At 73.8% G+C, this 16,055-nt stretch carries 15 protein-coding genes; 11 read left to right on the top strand and 4 right to left on the bottom strand.

The window, feature by feature from the left end; translation table 11 throughout:
- Window positions 1-155 precede the first annotated feature (155 nt).
- On the bottom strand, window positions 156-1,490 hold the full coding sequence (locus tag AB0C87_RS24040) for a pyridoxal phosphate-dependent aminotransferase (protein WP_345176307.1): 1,335 nt from the start codon (window positions 1,488-1,490) through the stop codon (window positions 156-158).
- Window positions 1,491-1,635: 145 nt separating this feature from the next.
- On the opposite strand from AB0C87_RS24040, the gene AB0C87_RS24035 reads away from it, so the two are divergent.
- The 5 genes from AB0C87_RS24035 to AB0C87_RS24015 all read left to right on the top strand — a co-directional run bounded on the left by AB0C87_RS24035 (window position 1,636) and on the right by AB0C87_RS24015 (window position 7,710).
- The gene (locus AB0C87_RS24035) at window positions 1,636-2,562 is read left to right on the top strand and encodes a LysR family transcriptional regulator (protein ID WP_345176304.1); all 927 of its coding nucleotides are present in this window, start codon (window positions 1,636-1,638) and stop codon (window positions 2,560-2,562) included.
- Between the two features lie 306 nt (window positions 2,563-2,868).
- Window positions 2,869-3,576 (top strand): VC0807 family protein, encoded by a 708-nt coding sequence (locus AB0C87_RS24030; RefSeq protein ID WP_353834489.1) that lies wholly within the window; start codon window positions 2,869-2,871, stop codon window positions 3,574-3,576.
- Window positions 3,577-3,785: 209 nt separating this feature from the next.
- Window positions 3,786-4,928, top strand: coding sequence for an Ig-like domain-containing protein (locus tag AB0C87_RS24025; protein ID WP_345176363.1), 1,143 nt, complete (start codon window positions 3,786-3,788; stop codon window positions 4,926-4,928).
- A 193-nt stretch (window positions 4,929-5,121) separates the two neighbouring features.
- Window positions 5,122-6,315: an Ig-like domain-containing protein gene (locus AB0C87_RS24020; protein ID WP_345176301.1), complete on the top strand. Its 1,194-nt coding sequence runs from the start codon at window positions 5,122-5,124 to the stop codon at window positions 6,313-6,315.
- Window positions 6,316-6,375: 60 nt separating this feature from the next.
- Window positions 6,376-7,710: a glycosyltransferase family 4 protein gene (locus AB0C87_RS24015; protein ID WP_360579570.1), complete on the top strand. Its 1,335-nt coding sequence runs from the start codon at window positions 6,376-6,378 to the stop codon at window positions 7,708-7,710.
- Here AB0C87_RS24015 and AB0C87_RS24010 read toward each other — a convergent pair.
- Window positions 7,683-8,186 carry a DUF664 domain-containing protein gene (locus AB0C87_RS24010; protein ID WP_360579568.1) on the bottom strand — a complete coding sequence of 168 codons (504 nt, stop codon included), beginning with the start codon at window positions 8,184-8,186 and terminating at the stop codon, window positions 7,683-7,685. The genes AB0C87_RS24015 and AB0C87_RS24010 overlap by 28 nt on opposite strands.
- Window positions 8,187-8,414: 228 nt before the next feature.
- Between AB0C87_RS24010 and AB0C87_RS24005 the strand changes: the two genes are divergently transcribed.
- Together AB0C87_RS24005 and AB0C87_RS24000 are read left to right on the top strand one after the other, a co-directional pair.
- Window positions 8,415-9,380 (top strand): sensor histidine kinase, encoded by a 966-nt coding sequence (locus AB0C87_RS24005; protein ID WP_345176297.1) that lies wholly within the window; start codon window positions 8,415-8,417, stop codon window positions 9,378-9,380.
- Window positions 9,381-9,448: 68 nt separating this feature from the next.
- Window positions 9,449-10,519, top strand: coding sequence for a hypothetical protein (locus tag AB0C87_RS24000; protein ID WP_360579566.1), 1,071 nt, complete (start codon window positions 9,449-9,451; stop codon window positions 10,517-10,519).
- On the opposite strand, the gene AB0C87_RS23995 is transcribed toward AB0C87_RS24000, so the two are convergent.
- Both AB0C87_RS23995 and AB0C87_RS23990 read right to left on the bottom strand, forming a co-directional pair.
- Window positions 10,502-11,725 carry a HAMP domain-containing sensor histidine kinase gene (locus AB0C87_RS23995; protein WP_345176293.1) on the bottom strand — a complete coding sequence of 408 codons (1,224 nt, stop codon included), beginning with the start codon at window positions 11,723-11,725 and terminating at the stop codon, window positions 10,502-10,504. The two genes, AB0C87_RS24000 and AB0C87_RS23995, sit on opposite strands and share 18 nt — an antisense overlap.
- Entirely contained in the window at window positions 11,722-12,378 is a 657-nt protein-coding gene (locus AB0C87_RS23990; RefSeq protein WP_179834554.1) for a response regulator transcription factor, read from the bottom strand. The genes AB0C87_RS23995 and AB0C87_RS23990 overlap by 4 nt, the downstream gene beginning before the upstream one ends.
- A gap of 180 nt (window positions 12,379-12,558) precedes the next feature.
- Between AB0C87_RS23990 and AB0C87_RS23985 the strand changes: the two genes are divergently transcribed.
- Genes AB0C87_RS23985 through AB0C87_RS23970 form a run of 4 tightly spaced genes read left to right on the top strand, consistent with a single transcriptional unit; the run spans window position 12,559 to window position 16,032 of the window.
- Window positions 12,559-13,101, top strand: a complete 543-nt coding sequence (locus AB0C87_RS23985) for a hypothetical protein (RefSeq protein WP_360579564.1) — start codon at window positions 12,559-12,561, stop codon at window positions 13,099-13,101.
- Entirely contained in the window at window positions 13,101-14,144 is a 1,044-nt protein-coding gene (locus AB0C87_RS23980) for a peptidoglycan-binding protein (RefSeq protein ID WP_345176288.1), read from the top strand. Before AB0C87_RS23985 ends, AB0C87_RS23980 begins: the two co-directional genes overlap by 1 nt.
- Window positions 14,141-14,827 (top strand): ABC transporter ATP-binding protein, encoded by a 687-nt coding sequence (locus AB0C87_RS23975; protein WP_345176286.1) that lies wholly within the window; start codon window positions 14,141-14,143, stop codon window positions 14,825-14,827. The genes AB0C87_RS23980 and AB0C87_RS23975 overlap by 4 nt, the downstream gene beginning before the upstream one ends.
- Entirely contained in the window at window positions 14,824-16,032 is a 1,209-nt protein-coding gene (locus tag AB0C87_RS23970; RefSeq protein ID WP_360579563.1) for an ABC transporter permease, read from the top strand. Before AB0C87_RS23975 ends, AB0C87_RS23970 begins: the two co-directional genes overlap by 4 nt.
- The last annotated feature ends 23 nt before the right edge of the window (window positions 16,033-16,055 follow it).

Raw genomic sequence — 16,055 nt, 5'->3', positions numbered from 1 at the left:
TTGGACCTTACACCACGCTTATACGCGCCGGTCGGGCCGGGCGCTGATCCCTCTCCCGCCCTGCTCGCGGCGCCGTGACGGTGCGCGCCCGGGGCCTCACGCAGCGGTCCGCGGGCCGCCCGGCGACCGGGCGGCCCGCGGACCGTGCTCCCCCCTCAGACGAGCGCCGGCTCACCCACCGTGACGCTCGCCGACAGGTCGTCGAGCACCTCGCTCAGACGGTCCAGGGCCGCCGCGATCCACGGCAGGGACGCCGGGGCGGGCGAGGCCAGGGCCGCGAGGCGCTGCTCGTCGTCCTCTCCGTAGAGCAGGCTCGGCGCCACCCGCATGCGCAGCGCCGCCGGGGCGTCCCCGAACGAGCTGCCGGGCAGGACGCCCATTCCGTACCGTTCCAGGAGAAGGTGCGTGAGGTCCGCGCCCGTCCGGATGCCGTGGTCGGCCTCCAGCTTGTCCCGCATCGGGCCGAAGTCGGGATAGAGGTAGAAGGCCGCTTCCGGACGCACGACCCGCGCGCCGGCCGCGGCGAACCGGTCGGCGACCGCGCCGGCGACGGCGCCGTGCAGGCGCCTGCTGCGGTCGACGTGCTCGACCAGCTCCGGCGGCTCGGCGAACGCGAACGCGGCGGCGTGCTGCATCGGGGCCGGAGCGCTGGACCAGATCTCGCTGGCCACCCCGAGCAGGCTGTCGCGCAGCGCCCGGCCGAACGGCCCGTCCGGCAGCCGCGCCACCCCGATCCGCCATCCGCCGGCCGCCAGGCTCTTGCTCAGCGCGGTCGTCACGACGGTCCGCTCGGGGGCGTACCGCGCCGGGCTCGGCACCGTCGTGCCGGGCACGTGCACCAGGTCGCGGTAGATCTCGTCGGAGATGACGACCAGGTCCTGTTCGCGCGCGACCGCGCACAGCCGCCGCACGGTGGCCTCGGAGGCGATGGTCCCGGTCGGGTTGTCCGGGAGCGTCACCACGACGGCCCGCACGTCGCGGCCCCGGGCGCGGGCCCGCACCACCGCGTCGGCCAGCAGCGCCGGGCTCGGGACGCCGCCCTCGCCGGGAGGCGTCGCCACCCGGATCGGCTCCACACCCGCCAGCGACGCCTGCGCCGCGTAGCTCACCCAGCTCGGGGCCGCCACGACGACGTCGCCGCCCAGCGCGGTCAGCAGGGCGAACAGCAGCGGCTTGCTGCCGGGGCCCGCGACGACCGCGGCGGGGTCGGTGGGCAGCCCGCGGCGGGCCCAGTATCCGGCCGCGGCGGCGCGCAGCGCGGCACTCCCGGCCACCGGGCCGTAACCCCCCTGGCCCGCGGCGGCGCCGAGCTCGCGGGTCAGGGCCGGATGTATCGGTATCCCGGCTTCTCCGAAGCCGAGGGGAAGCACGCGCTCCCCCCTCCTGCGCTTGCTGGCGAGCGCCTCGTTGACCGCGAGCGTGGCGGACAGGGGGACCGGGCGCGGCTCGAACGACAGCGGCCGGACGGCTGAGGGCAGGTTCTGGGGCATGAGCACTCCATTAGGGCATGACAGATTCACGGAGGGTAATCGTGGAATCCCCGTGTGTTGCGACCCGGCCGGGTTCGACTAACTCTTGCCCTCAACGAGCATCATTACAAGCGAGTCTCGCCGATGCTGACCGTAAGATGGGCTGATGCTAGAGCTGCGCCGCCTGCGGCTTCTCGCCGAGTTCTCCCGCCGCGGCAGCATCGCCGCCACCGCCGCCGCCCTGGGCTACACGCCCTCGGCGGTCTCCCAGCAGCTGGCCGCCCTCGAACGGGAGGCCCGCGTCCCGCTGCTCGACCGGACGGCGCGCAGCGCGGAGCTGACCGACGCCGGCCGCCGCCTCGCCGAGCGCGCCGAGGAGATCCTCGGCCTCGTGGAGACGGCCGAGGCGGAGCTGTCCGCCCAGGCCGACGCGCCCATGGGCCGGGTCGTGGTCACCGCCTTCCCGACCGCGGCCGTCGCGTTCGCCCCCGCACTGGCGCAGAGCCTCGGCGACCATCCCGGGCTCACGTTCGTGCTCCGGCAGACCGCGCCCGGCACCGGCATCCGCCAGGTGCAGAACGGCGAGGTCGACATCGCGCTGATCGACGACTGGACGGGGAAGGTCCCCGACCAGTCGCCCGCGGCGCTGGAGTTCTTCCACCTGCGCCGCGACCCCCTCGTCCTGGTCGTCCCGGACACCCATCCCATGGCCCGTCCGGACCGGCCGGTCGAACTGCAGCGGCTGCGGGACGAGCCGTGGATGGCGGCGCCGGCCGGGGAGCCGTCGCGGCAGGCCGTCGAGCGGCTTCTGGACACGGTCGGCGGCGCCCGCCCTGTACCGTGGGAGTTCGAAGGCCTCCACACGATCCTGAGCCTCGTGGCCCGCGGCATCGGTATCACCGCGGTGCCGGCGCTGGCGCTCGCCGCCGGCGACCAGGGCGTGGCGGTCCGGCGCATCCCCGAATGCAGGCTGGCCCGAGAGGTCTACGCCGTGACCCGCACCGCCAGCGTGCGCAGGCCGTCCGTGGCGGTCACCCTGCGGGCGATCTACGCGGCCGCGAAAGAGGTCCAGATCACCGCGCCCGAGTCCTGAAAAGGGTTTGGGGATACCCGGAAGAAGTCCCTCGTGACCTCTGCCGGAACGCGGAAATAAGCCGGGGAGGCGGGTTCGGACCTGGCCGCATCCGGCCTTGATTCGCACCAAGGGGGCGTCGAGGCCGAACTAACAGGGGAAACGGCTGCGCGGGGACGGATCCGTCGAAACCGGACGGACGCGCGCGGATCATCACGTACGGTGGGGCGAATCGTGAGCACATCCGAGACCATGCACACCGATCGGGGAGCGCAGCGCTCGATGGAACGACCGGCGACCATGACAGCGGAAGAACCACCAGGCCTGGTGCGGGCACCGAAGCCGCAGGACGGCCAGGGGGCCGCGGGTGGCCACCACATCTTCGAACTGCCGCGGGTGACCGCGCTGCTGATGCACGCGCTCCCGCGCTTCGTCGAGGGGGTCATCGCCCCCGTCGCGGTCTTCTACGCCGCCCTCGTGGTCCTCGGCCTGAACGGCGCGCTCGTCGCCGCCGTCGCCTGGGTGTACGGCGGGATCGTCTACCGGTACGTGCGCGGGCACCCGGTGTCGGGGATGCTCATGCTCGCCGCGGTCGGCGTGACCGTCCGCGCCGCCCTCGCCGCCGCGACGCACAGCGCCGTCGTCTACTTCCTCCAGCCGACCCTCGGCACGCTCGCCGTCAGCATGGCCTTCCTCGCCTCGGTGCCGCTCCGGCGGCCGCTCGCGATGAAACTCGCCAAGGACATGGCGCCGATCCCCGACGCGTTCTACAAGAACGCCCGGGTCCACCAGTTCTTCCTGCGGATCTCGCTGCTCTGGTCGGCGGTGCTGCTCACGAACGTGGGCGTCAGCCTCTGGATGCTCTTCAACGAGTCGATCAGCATGTACCTGTGGTTCCGCACCGGCATCGTCGCGGGCCTGGGAGCGGTCGGCATCGCGATCTCGGTCTGGGGCTTCAAGCGCGTGGTGCGCCACGTCAACCGCGAGCCCGCTGCGGCGGCCGCCCCCGCGATCGCCCCCGCGGCCGGCGCCTGACCGCGCCGTCTTCGGCCCCCGTTCGTCCCTTCTGTCCTCCTCTCACCCTGCTCTGACCGTGCTCTGCCCCTCTCTGAGCAGCGAATCTCCGCTGATGTCCGAACCTGGGCGTGATTCAGGGCGTCTCCATCCTTAGATAGATTTCACCTACACGGGGTGAATGTTTGAGGTTGGGGGAGTCAGTGGTGACAAAGGGTCGGTTGGGGCCTGTGGTGGCCGGCGGGACGGGAGCGCTGGCGCTGCTCGTGACCGGCTGCTCGATCGGGGGCGAGGGCAAGCTCGCCTCGGGCGGGTCGGACACGACCGTGACGATCACGCCGGCGAACGGGACCGCCCAGGTCAAGCCGGACGGCACGATCGAGGTCAAGGCCTCGGGCTCGAAGCTGAGCAACGTCACCGTCCAGGGCGGGGGCGCCGCGATCTCGGGGAGCTACGGGGACGGCCGCAAGACGTGGCGTTCCACCCGCACCCTGACCCCCGGGACGTCCTACACGGTCACGGCCCAGGCCGGCGAGGGCGGCAAGGCCCGCACGGTCACCAGCTCGTTCACGACGCTGAAGCCCGCCCAGACGCTGTCGATCGCGGACATCACCCCGAACCTCGCCGGGGAGAAGGTCGGCGTCGGCATGCCGATCTTCGTCCGGTTCAACCGGCCGGTCGCCGACAAGGCCGCGGTGGAGCGGACGCTGCGCGTCAGCCCGGAGAAGCCGGTCGAGGGCGCCTGGCGCTGGGTCGGCTCCGACCAGGTCATCTACCGGACCAAGACGTACTGGCAGCCGCACCAGACGGTCCGCTTCCAGGCCGACCTCGCCGGGGTCAACGCGGGCGGCGGCGTGTACGGGGCCAAGGACGCGCGGGCGACCATCACCATCGGCGCCGCGCAGATCACCACCGGCGACATCGGCGACCACCACATGACGGTGACGCGGGACGGCGAGAAGCTGCGCACCGTGCCGTTCAGCGCCGGCAACGGCCAGACGCGGGAGTTCACCACCACCAGCGGCGTCCACCTCCTGATGGAGAAGGGCAACCCGGTCACGATGACGTCCCCCGGACGCAAGGAGGGGGACGCGGGCTACTACAAGACCGTCGTGAACTACGCGGTCCGCTTCTCCAACAGCGGCGAGTACGTGCACTCCGCGCCGTGGTCGGTCGGCTCCCAGGGCTCGGCGAACGTCAGCCACGGCTGCCTGAACGTCAGCCCCGCCAACGCCAAGTGGTTCTACGACGTCATGCAGCGCGGCGATGTGATCAAGCTGACCGGGACCGACCGCGAGGTCGAGTGGGACAACGGCTGGAGCGTCTGGCAGCTCTCCTTCGACAAGTGGCGGGAGGGCAGCGCGCTCCGCTGAGACGGCTGCCGGGGGCGGGGGAGGGGCGACGAAACCTCCGTCTTGCAACGCTTTGATCTCAGCCACCCGCAAAAACCCTGGGACATGGCATGATCGTCGAATTTTGTCGCTAATGTCGCTCTGGTAGACGGCGGGGTTCTGGAGGTCAACGGTGCAGCGGAGGCTTTCCGCAGGGGTTCGGGCTGGCGCGGGAATGGCGGGGGTCGTCCTCCTCTTCACGACGGCCTGCAGCGGAGGAGAGAAGGACTCCGGCGTCACCGTCGGAGAGAAGGGCGACGCGAGCGTCCCGCAGGTGACGATCAACCCGGGCAACGGCAACACCAAGGCCAGGCCCGAGGACGGTGTCGTCGTCACCGCCGCGGGCGGGACGCTCGAACAGGTCTCGGTCACGCTCAAGGGCAAGCCCGTGGACGGCACGATGGCCGCCGACAAGACCAACTGGAAGTCGCGCACGCTGCGCCCCGGTGCCAAGTACCAGGTCACCGCGGTCGCCAAGAGCCCCAAGGGCAAGACGGCCACCGTCAACGCCGTGTTCGCCACGCTCAGGGCCGCCGGCGAGCTCAGCATCGTCGACATCACGCCGAGCAAGAACGAGAAGGTCGGCGTCGGCATGCCGATCCAGGTGGTCTTCAACCGGCCGGTGGCCGACAAGAAGGCCGTCGAGAGCGCTCTCGAGGTCAAGTCGACCACGCCCGCCACCGGCGCCTGGTACTGGCTGAACGACACCACGGTGATCTTCCGTACGAAGAACGGGACCTGGTGGGCGCCCAACCAGCAGGTGACGTTCACCGCCAAGCTGGCCGGGGTGAGGTCGGGCAAGAGGACCTACGGCTTGACGGACTACACCCGCGGGTTCCGCATCGGCGACGAGCACATGGTCAAGGTCAGCACCAAGACGCACAAGCTCGTCGCCACCAAGAACGGCAAGAAGATCCGCAGCTGGGGGATCAGCGCCGGCCGCGGCGGCCGCGTCGTCAACGGCGTCGACACCTACCTCACCACCAGCGGCATCCACCTGACCATGGGCAAGGAGAATCCGGCGATCATGACGTCGGAGTGGATGGGGGTCAAGCCCGACGACAAGGCCAACGGCGGCTACAAGGAGGTCATCCCGCACGCGGTGCGGATCTCCAACAGCGGCGAGTACATCCACTCGATGGCCGCCACGACCTGGGCGCAGGGCCGCCAGAACGTCAGCCATGGCTGCCTCAACTCCCCGCCCGCCGCCGCCCGCTGGTACTACCAGTGGTCCTACCGCGGCGACCCGGTGATCATCACCGGCACCAAGCGCAAGCTGGACCCGATGAACGGCTGGAGCTACTACCAGATGTCGTGGGACCGGTGGGTGAAGGGCAGCGCCCTCGACCGAACCGTGACCACCGGCTGACCATGGCCGGGCCCCGCCCCGGGAACGGCCCGGACACGGCCGTCGGCGATCGGGGACCCGGTGAACCAGCCAGCGCACCCGCTGCGACTGCGGCGCCGCCTCCGGCGCAGGGCGCACCGCGTCCTGCGCCGCGCGGCGCTCTGGACGCTGCGCCCGCTGCGGCGAAGGCGCCAGCCGCCGCCCGGTGACCGGCTCCGCGTGCGCGTCCTGCTGCAGAACGCCCACGGGACGGGCGGGACGATCCGCACGGTGCTGAACCTGTGCGGCCACCTGGCCCGCGACCACGACGTCGAGATCGTCAGCGTGCTGAAGCGGAGCCGGAGGCCCTTCTTCCCGCTCCCCGCCGGGGTCACGGTCACCTACGCCGACGACCTCCTGGGGCCCAAGGGGCGTTCGGCCCGCCTGCTGTCCAGGCTGCCGAGCCTCCTGACGCCGGCGGACGAGGCGTCGTTCCGCCACATGAGCCTCTGGACGGACGTGTGCCTGCTGCGCCGCGCCGTCTGGCGCGCGGCCCCGCCCGACGTGCTCATCGGGACCAGGCCGTCCCTCAACCTCCTGGCGGCCGAGCTGGCGCCGGCCGGGGTGGCGACGATCGGCCAGGACCACATGCACCTCGGCGCCTACCGGCCCGTCCTCCGGCGGCAGATCGTCCGCGCCTACCGCCGGCTCGACGTCGTCACCACGCTCACCGAGGCCGACCGCGCCGAGTACGAGGCGGCGCTCGCGGGGTCCCCCGTGCGCGTCGTCCGCATCCCGAACGCCGCGCCCGCGCTGCCGGAGCGGCCGTCGCAGCGCGTGCACAAGGTCGTCGTGGCGGCCGGGAGGCTCGTCCACGCCAAGGGTTTCGACGTGCTCCTGCGCGCGTTCGTGCCGATCGCCGCCGAGCACCCGGACTGGACCCTGCGGGTCTTCGGGGGCGGGCCCCGGCGCGACCGGCTCCGCGCGCTGATCGACGACCTCGGCCTCGGCGGGCGGGCCGAGCTGTGCCCCCGCACCCGGGACCTGCACGGGGAGATGGGGCGGGCGGCGGTCTACGCGCTGTCGTCGCGCCGCGAGGGCATGCCCATGGTCGTCATCGAGGCCATGGGGATGGGGCTGGCGGTCGTGGCGTTCGACTGCCCGACCGGGCCGGCCGAGATGATCGTCCACGGCCGGGACGGGCTGCTCGTCCCCGCGGGGGACGTGGACGCCCTGACCGCGGCGCTCCGCGCGGTGATCACGGACTCCGGCCTGCGGGACCGCCTGGGCGAGGCGGCCCTGCGGTCCGCGCGGGCCCACCACCTGGACCGGATCGGCCCCCGGTGGTCCCGCCTGATCCGCGAGCTCGTCCCCGCCGCCCCGCCCGCGGCGGGCCCGGCGGGCCGGCGTCAGCCCCTGAGCAGGCCGCGCACGTAGGCGGCCTGGCCCGCGTGCTGGAGGTCGTCGGAGACCACGCTGACCAGCCGGACCGCCAGCGTGACCGGCGGATCCCACGCCCGGTCGACGATCCGGGGGAGGTCGGCGTCGGTCAGCGCGGACACGTATCGGACGGTCCGGGCGTGGACGGCGTCGTGATAGCCCGTGAGCAGGTCGGCCTCCACCCGGACGGCGGCGACGTCGTCCGGAGTGTGGCCGTATCCGGTGTCGGAGGCGTCGAACGGAAGGGCGAAACGGTCGGCCCAGCCGTCCCGCGTCCACACCTGGTCGGTGCCGGCGACCCCGGCGACGTGGTCGTCCTGGATACGGGTGAGGTGCCAGACGAGCCACGCGATCGAGTTGGCGTCCTCGGCGGGGCGGCGGGCGAGCTGCGGCCCGCTGAGGCCTCCGACCGCCCCGTGGACGACCTGCCGGATCCGGTCGAACGCGTCGGTGAGCAGTTCAGCACTGGTCATTGGTCCGACGCTACCGTGGCCCGGCCAGGCCTCCAGGCTCCGGCCCCCGCATCCGGACGCGTCGGGAGCGGGATTTCGGCGTTCCGCTTGATACTCCTTGTGATCGATACGATCCTGACTGTAGTCGATCGGGAGGTCATCTGCCGCGGCGACGACCCGCCCGCCGGGGCGCGCCCGCGGACCACGGCGTGACGGCGCGCACCCGTGCCGTTGGAAGGGGGACCGGGGGTGAACGGCTCCGCGTTCGTGCACCAAGGCTGCGTCTACTCCAGCGACGACGAATTCTTACGGATGGCGGTCCCGTTCATCGACGAGGGGCTCCGGCGGGAGGAGCCGGTGCTGGTGACCACCACGCCCGTCAATCTCGGCCTGGTGCGGACCGCCCTCGGCCGGCACGCCCGCAACGTCGACTACGCCGAGTCCGCGTCCTTCGGACGACGCCCGCCGCAGCGCGTCGCCGCGTTCACCGGCTACCGGCACCGGCATCCCGGCGCCGCGCGCGTCCGCATCCTCGCCGAGCCCGTGTGGGCCGGACGGTCGGCCCGGCAGGTCGAGGCGTGGGAGTGCATGGACTCCGCCCTCAACGCGGTCCTGGCCGGCACCGGCATCCACATGGTCTGCCCCTACGACGCCCGCACCCTCGAACCGGAGATCGTCGGCAACGCCCTGCGCACCCACCCGCACATGGTGGACGGCACCGACGTGGCCGCGAGCCCGGGGTACACCGAGCCGGTCGCCTTCGTCCGCGACCGGGCGGCGCCGCTGGCCGCCCGCCCGGACGACGCCGTCACCGTGCCGTTCACCGGCGACCTGGCCCGGATGCGGCACACCGTCGTGCTGGAGACGGCGCTGCTCGGGCTGTCCGGTGAGCGCTTAATGATCTTCGCGGCGGCGGTCGGCGAGATGCTCACCGGCGTGCCCGGCGCCGGGGGCCGCCGCCCGAGCGTCGCGCTGTGGGGCCGGCCCGGGGAGGTCGTCTGCGACGTCGACCTGCCCGCCACCGCGTCCCTCGATCCCTTCATCGGCCTCCACCCGCCGACGCTCGATCCGCGGCCGGGCGACGGCATCTGGCTCGCCCGGCAGATCTGCGACCACCTCGACGTGCGGTCCGGGCCGAGCGGCACCACGGTCCGGCTGCACACCCCGACCCTGCGCGACACCGACACCGACACCTGCGGCGGCGCCGGTGCCTGACCCGGGTCCCGGTGCCTGAGCCGGGCGTCCGCGCAGTTGGCGGGCCACCGAATGGGTAGGCGACCGGCATGAGCACTCCCGCGCCCGACCGGCGCCCGCCCGACCGCGGGTTCGCGGCAGAACTGCGCGACGCGGTGACGCTCCGCGCGTTCGCCCTGATCAGCGGGGTCCTGCTGCTGCAGTTCGGGTTCATCCTGTCCTACATCGGCGCGTTCCATTCGCCGGCTCCGCACCGCGTCCCCGTCGCGGTGGTCGCGCCGCCGGCCGTGGCGGGCCAGGTCGTCGCGCGGGTGAACGCGCTGGAGGGCGCACCGCTGAAGGCCCGCACGGCGCCCGGCGCGCAGCAGGCCCGCCGCGACATCCTGCACCGGGACGTCGACGCGGCGATCATCGTGAACCCGCGCGGCGGCACCGACACGCTCCTGGTCGCCTCCGCCGCCGGCCCGGCGCTCGCCGGTACCGCGACCGACGTGGCGCACCGGCTGGAGACCGCCCAGGGCCGGCAGGTGACGGTCGTCGACATCCGGCCGCCCGGCCCCAAGGACGGCCGGGGCCTGTCCTCCTTCTACCTCGTCATCGGCTGGGTCGTGGGCGGCTACCTGGCGGCGGCGATCCTCGCGGTCGCGGGCGGCGCCCGCCCGGCCAACGCGCGCCGCACGGTCATCCGGATGGGGGCGCTCGCCCTGTACGCGGTCGTGTCGGGGCTCGGCGGCGCCCTCATCGCCGGTCCACTCCTCGGTGCCCTTCCGGGCCACTTCTTCCCGCTCTGGGGGATCGGGGCGCTCGTGGTCTTCGCCGCGGCGGCCGCCACCGCCGCGCTCCAGACGCTGTTCGGGCTCGTCGGGATCGGCCTGGCGATCCTGCTGTTCGTCGTCCTCGGCAATCCCAGCGCCGGCGGCGCCTACCCGGTCGCGCTCCTGCCGCCGTTCTGGCGCTCGATCGGCGGGTGGCTTCCTACCGGCGCGGCCACCACCGCCGTCCGCAACACCGTCTACTTCTCAGGCAACGCCACGGCGCACGCGCTTTGGGTGCTGGCAGGGTGGGCGCTCGCCGGGGCGGTCGTCGCCCTGGCCGTGTCCGCGCTGCGCCCGCGGACGACCGCCCCGGCCGAGGGGGCCGCCTCAGCCCGGAGGGCTTGACGCCGGCAGCCGGACGGTCACGACGAGGCCGCCCCCGGGGCGCGGCGACGCGGTCACCGTGCCGCCGTGGGCCGTCGCGGTCGCCCGGACGATCGACAGTCCGAGGCCCGAGCCGCGGTCGGAGCGCACCCGGTCGTTGCCGAGCCTCCGGAACGGCTCGAAGATCGTCTCGATCTCGTAGGCGGGGACCGTCGGGCCGGTGTTGGCGACCGTGAGCTCGGCCCAGCCGTCGCGGACCCGGGTGGCGACGTGCACCTCGCCGCCGTCGCGGTTGTGCCGGATCGCGTTCTCCACCAGGTTCTGCACGAGCCGCTCCACCAGCACCGGATCGCCGGAGGCGGGAGCCGGGCCGAGCAGGCGGTCCGCTGTCACGCCGCGGCCCTCCGCCTCGGCGGCGGCCTGCCGCAGGACGTGCCCGGCGACGTCCGCGAGGTCGAGCGGCCCGGCGTCGACCACGACGTTCTCGGTCCCGGCGAGGGTGAGCAGCCCGTCGATGAGCCGCTCGTGCCTGCCGTTGACGACCAGCAGCGACTCGCCGAGCCGCTTGACGTCGTCGGTGGCGTCCGGGCGCCGCACCGCCACGTCGACCAGCGTCCGGTTGATGGCGAGGGGGGTGCGCAGCTCGTGGGAGGCGTTCGCGACGAACCGGCGCTGCCCGTCGAACGCCCGCGCCAGCCGGCCGAGCATGGTGTCGAAGGTGTCGGCCAGCTCCTTGACGTCGTCGCGCGGGCCCTCGTAGGCGATCCGCTCGGTGAGGTCGTGGCTGCGCGCGACGCGGCGGGCCGTCTCGGTGATCGCGTGCACGGGGCGCAGGGCCCGGTCGGCGAGAAGCCAGCCGAAGCCGAGCCCCGCCGCGCCCACCAGGCCGAGCGCGATCCCGCCCTGGGTGAGCAGCGCGTTGAGAGTTTCCCGCTGGTAGTCCGCACGCCCCTTGATCAGGGCGCCCTGCACGCGCCGCACGGTGAGGTCCGACTCCTTCCCGGGCATCGGAGCGGCCTCCTTCACGGCCGCGGGTCCCGCGGCCGTGAAGACGCGGTCCTGCGCGGGTTCCCCCTGCCTCTGGAGACTGTTCTGGACGAGAAGGTAGGTCAGGCCGAGCAGCACGATGCCCGCGCCGAGGAACAGGCCCGTGTAGAGGATGGTCAGCCGCAGGCGGATCGTCGGCCGCAGTCGGCCGGCGAACCCCGCGGTGCTCGCGGCGCTCATGGGATCCGGTACCCCACTCCCGGGACGGTCTCGATGACCGGGGGATCGCCGAGCTTGCGGCGCAGCTTCATCAGCGTCACCCGGACGGTGTTGGTGAACGGGTCGGTGTGCTCGTCCCACACCTTCTCCAGCAGCCGCTCGGCGGACACGATCGTCCCGTCGGCGCGCAGCAGCTCGGCCAGCAGCCCGAACTCCTTGCGCGCCAGGTGGACGTACCGGCCGTCGCGGTACACCTCCTGGCGGGACGGGTCGACCCGGATCCCGGCGCGCTCCAGCGCCGGCGGGGCCGCCGGGCGGGCCCGCCGGCCGAGCGCGAGGATCCGCGCCACCAGCTCCTCGAACGCGAACGGCTTGGTGAGGTAGTCGTCGGCGCCGATGCGCAGCCCGTCGACCCGGGCCGGGACGGTGACGGCGGCGGTGAGCATCAGCACCCGCACGAGCGCGCCGGACTCCACCACCGCGCGGCACACGTCGTCGCCGTGCACGACCGGCAGGTCCCGGTCGAGGACGAGCACGTCGTAGTCGTGCACGCCGAGCCGCTCCAGCGCGGCGTCCCCGTCGTAGACCACGTCCACGGCGAGGGCCTCCGCCCGCAACCCCTCGGCGATCGAGTCGGCGAGCATCCGCTCGTCCTCGGCGATCAGTACCCGCACGTCCGCCACCCCTGCCGCTCCTTCGGACCCGCCCCCCGGCGCGTCCCGCCGCCCCAGCTTCGGGCAGCGGGCGTAACGCCGGCATAACGCGATCCGGTTACGCCGGGGTTACCGGCCGGAGGCTGGACTTGCGGTCGCCGCCGGCGCACCGCCCGGCGGAGACGACGAGGAGACGACCCGATGCGACGACGTATGCTCGCCGCGCTGGCGCTCGCCCCCGCCCTGGCCATCGGCGCGCAGGGCTGCGGGGGCGGGGACGGCGGGGGCGGCACCGCCAAGGCCGCAAGCGACGACCAGAAGATGCGCGAGTTCGCCCGGTGCATGCGCGCCAACGGGGTGGACATGCCCGACCCGAAGAACGGACGGATCGAGATCCGGGCGTCCGCCAGGCCGGGCGGCCCCCGCAAGGGCGGCGGGCCGGAGACCGACGGCAAGATCCAGGCGGCGCAGAAGAAGTGCGCGCACCTGATGCCGAACGGCGGCAAGCCGCCCAAGCCGAAGCCCGAGGAACTGGCGAAGATGCGCGCGTTCGCCAAGTGCATGCGCGACAACGGCATCGGCGCGTTCCCCGACCCCGAGCCGGACGGCGGCATCAAGATCCAGGCCGGGAAGGGCACGGGGGTGAACCCCGAGAGCCAGAAGTTCAAGAACGCGCAGAAGGTCTGCGCCAAGTTCTCGCCCGACGGCGGCAAGGGACCCGTGACGAGCCGGGGCGGCGACTAGTGGCCAGGACGCGCACCATCGTCCTCGGCGCGGCCGGGGCGGTCGTGGCCGGCGGCGCGGGGCTCGCGACGGTCGGCCTCGGCGGCGGCGGCGACACCGCCGCCGCCCGCAGCGCCCTCCCGCCCGCGACGGCGGCGATCGAGCGCACCACGCTCACCGAGACGCAGGACGTGGACGGCACGCTCGGCTACGGCGGGACCCGCACCGTCGCCGGCGCCGGGCGCGGGACCCTCACGTGGCTGGCGGGTCCCGGCTCGGTCGTCTCCAGGGGCAGGGCGGTGTACCGGGTCGACGACAGGCCGGTGCCGCTGCTGTACGGCAGGCTGCCGCTGTACAGGACGCTCGCCGAGGGGACGAAGGGCTCCGACGTCCTGCAGCTCGAACGGAACCTGCGGGCACTCGGCTACACAGGGTTCACCGTCGACAGGACCTACGACGCCGCCACCGCGGCGGCCGTGCGGCGCTGGCAGGACGCCCTCGGCGTCGGCGAGACCGGCCGGGTCGCCCCCGGCGCGGCCGTCGTCGCGTCCGGCCGGATCCGGATCGCCGAGCGCAAGGCGAACGTCGGCGACCGCGTCGGCGGGCCCGTCCTCACCTACACCGGCACGACCCGGGTCGTGTCCGTCGACCTGGACGTCGAGTACCAGCGGCTCGCGAGGAAGGGCGCGGAAGTGGAGATCGAACTGCCGTCCGGAGACACCGTCACGGGGCGGATCTCCTCGGTCGGGAAGGTCGCCAAGGAGGGGGCGCAGGACCAGCCGACCACCGTGGAGGTCGAGATCGCGGTCGCCGGCCGCGCGAAGCTCGGCTCCTACGACAAGGCGCCCGTCGAGGTGCACCTCACCGCGAACCGGCATCCCGGCGTCCTCGCCGTGCCGGTCGGCGCGCTGATCGCCCGGGGCGACGGCGGCTACGCCGTCCAGGTCGTCCAGGACGGGCGGGTCCGCACGGTGCCCGTCGAGACCGGGGTGTTCGCCGGGGGCCGGGTCGAGATCTCCGGACCGGGCCTCGCGGAGGCCATGAAGGTCGGGGTGCCGGCATGAGCCCGGTCGTGGAGCTCAGGGAGGTCACCAAGACCTATCCGGGCGGGGTCACCGCGCTCGACGCGGTGTCGCTGACCGTCGCGGAGCGCGAGCTCCTCGCGATCGTCGGGCCGTCCGGATCGGGGAAGTCGACGATGCTGCACCTGCTCGGCACGCTCGACCGGCCGAGCGCCGGCACCGTCCTCGTCGAGGGCGGGGACGTGTCGCGGCTCACGGACCGGCGCCTGTCCGCGCTGCGCGCCCGGCGGATCGGCTTCGTGTTCCAGCAGTTCCACCTCGCCGCGGGCGTGAGCGCGCTCGACAACGTCGCCGACGGGCTCCTGTACGCGGGCGTTCCGCAGCCGCAGCGGCGCCGCCGGGCCCGCCACGCGCTGGAGCGCGTCGGGCTCGGCCACCGGCTCGGCCACCGGCCGCACCAGCTGTCGGGCGGCGAGAGGCAGCGGGTCGCGATCGCCCGCGCCGTGGTGGGGGAGCCCGCGCTGCTGCTGGCCGACGAACCGACCGGCGCGCTGGACTCGGCGTCGGGCGCGGGCGTCCTGGACCTGCTGCGCGAGCTGTCCGGCGGCGGGACCACCGTCGTCCTGATCACGCACGACCGGGACATCGCGGCGCTGCTGCCCCGGCAGGTGCGGATGCGCGACGGCAGGATCGTGCACGACGACGCACGGGTGGGGGCGCCGTGAGCGGGAGGACCGCCTCCGGGGACGCCCCGGCGAGGCTCGGCCCCGGCGACGTGCTGCGCGTCGGCGCCGCCGGCCTCAGGTCCCGGCCGACGCGGGTGTTCCTGTCCGCCCTCGGCATCGCGATCGGCATCGCCGCGATGATCGGCGTGGTCGGCATCTCGACGTCCAGCCGGGCGCAGCTGCAGGCCACCCTCGACCGGCTCGGCACGAACCTGCTCACGGTCGGCCCGGGCCGCGACCTGTTCGGCGGGGACGCCGCGCTGCCCGAGGAGTCGGTCGGCATGGTGGCGCGGATGCCGGACGTGCGGTCGGCGTCGGCGACGGCGAAGCTGGAGGACACCTCCGTCTACCGCAACGACCACATCCCGGAAGGGGAGAGCGGCGGCATCAGCGTCCTGGCGGCCCGCCTCGACCTGCCGCGGACCGTCGGCCTCACCATGGCCGCCGGCACCTGGCTCAACGCGGGGACGGCGCAGTACCCCGCCGTCGTCCTCGGGTCGGCGGCGGCCGACCGGCTCGGCGTCTCGACGCCGAACACGCAGGTGTGGCTCGGCTCCCAGTGGTTCACCGTCGTCGGCGTCCTGGAGCCGAACGGGCTGGCGCCGGAGCTGGACTCGGCCGCGCTCGTCGGCTGGGACGCCGCCGCGTCCCGCCTCGGCTTCGACGGCCACCCGACCACCGTCTACACGCGGGCCCGCGAGGACGCCGTGGAGAAGGTGCGGGACCTGCTCGCGGCGACCGCGAACCCGCAGGCCCCGAACGAGGTCGAGGTCAGCCGGCCCTCGGACGCGCTGGCCGCGCAGCAGGCCGGCGACCGGGCGTTCACCGGGCTGCTCCTCGGCCTCGGCGGCGTCGCGCTGCTGGTCGGCGGCGTCGGCGTCGCCAACACGATGGTGATCTCCGTGCTGGAGCGCCGCGCCGAGATCGGCCTGCGCCGCAGCCTCGGCGCGACCCGGGGCCAGATCCGGCTCCAGTTCCTCGCCGAGTCGCAGATGCTGGCCGTGCTGGGCGGCGTGGGGGGCGTGGCCGCGGGCATCGTGGTCACCGCCGTCTTCGCCGTGACGCAGGGCTGGCCGACCGTCGTCCCGGTGTGGGCGATGGCCGGCGGCATCTTCGCCACCCTCGTCATCGGTGGCGTCGCGGGTCTCTACCCCGCACTACGCGCAGCCCGCCTGGCCCCCACGGAAGCACTGGCGGCCCCGTGACCACGACGTGCCACGGGGCCGCT

This window comes from Actinomadura sp. NPDC048021, from assembly GCF_040653135.1.
Taxonomy (GTDB): Bacteria; Actinomycetota; Actinomycetes; order Streptosporangiales; family Streptosporangiaceae; genus Spirillospora; species Spirillospora verrucosospora.
This window is presented reverse-complemented; position numbering and strand designations above follow the sequence as displayed.